This is a genomic window from uncultured Tenacibaculum sp. (assembly GCF_947494125.1).
GTDB lineage: Bacteria > Bacteroidota > Bacteroidia > Flavobacteriales > Flavobacteriaceae > Polaribacter.
In genome coordinates this window covers 1-206 of sequence record NZ_CANLTU010000069.1, presented here as the reverse complement: position 1 = coordinate 206, position 206 = coordinate 1, and the positions used below count along the sequence as shown (strand labels likewise).

Sequence of the window (206 nt, the reverse complement as noted above, 5' to 3'; positions counted from 1 at the left end):
CAGCCTCCTGTTAATGGAATATCATAATTAAAAGTTCCTGATGCTGTTGGACTACCACTTATAGTAAGCGTATTAGAAGCCCATGCTGCTGTTACTCCCGCTGGTAAGCCCGTAGCCATACCTATACCTGTTGCTCCCGTAGTTGCATGTGTAATGTCTGTTATACTACTATTTGCACATACTGTTGGACTACTTGACCCAACACT

General features: G+C 43.2%; 1 protein-coding gene. It reads right to left on the bottom strand.

Features of this window, described 5'->3' with window-relative positions; all coding sequences use genetic code 11:
- The coding region (locus Q0881_RS17845) for a hypothetical protein (protein WP_299163354.1) at positions 1-206 on the bottom strand (206 nt) is incomplete at both ends.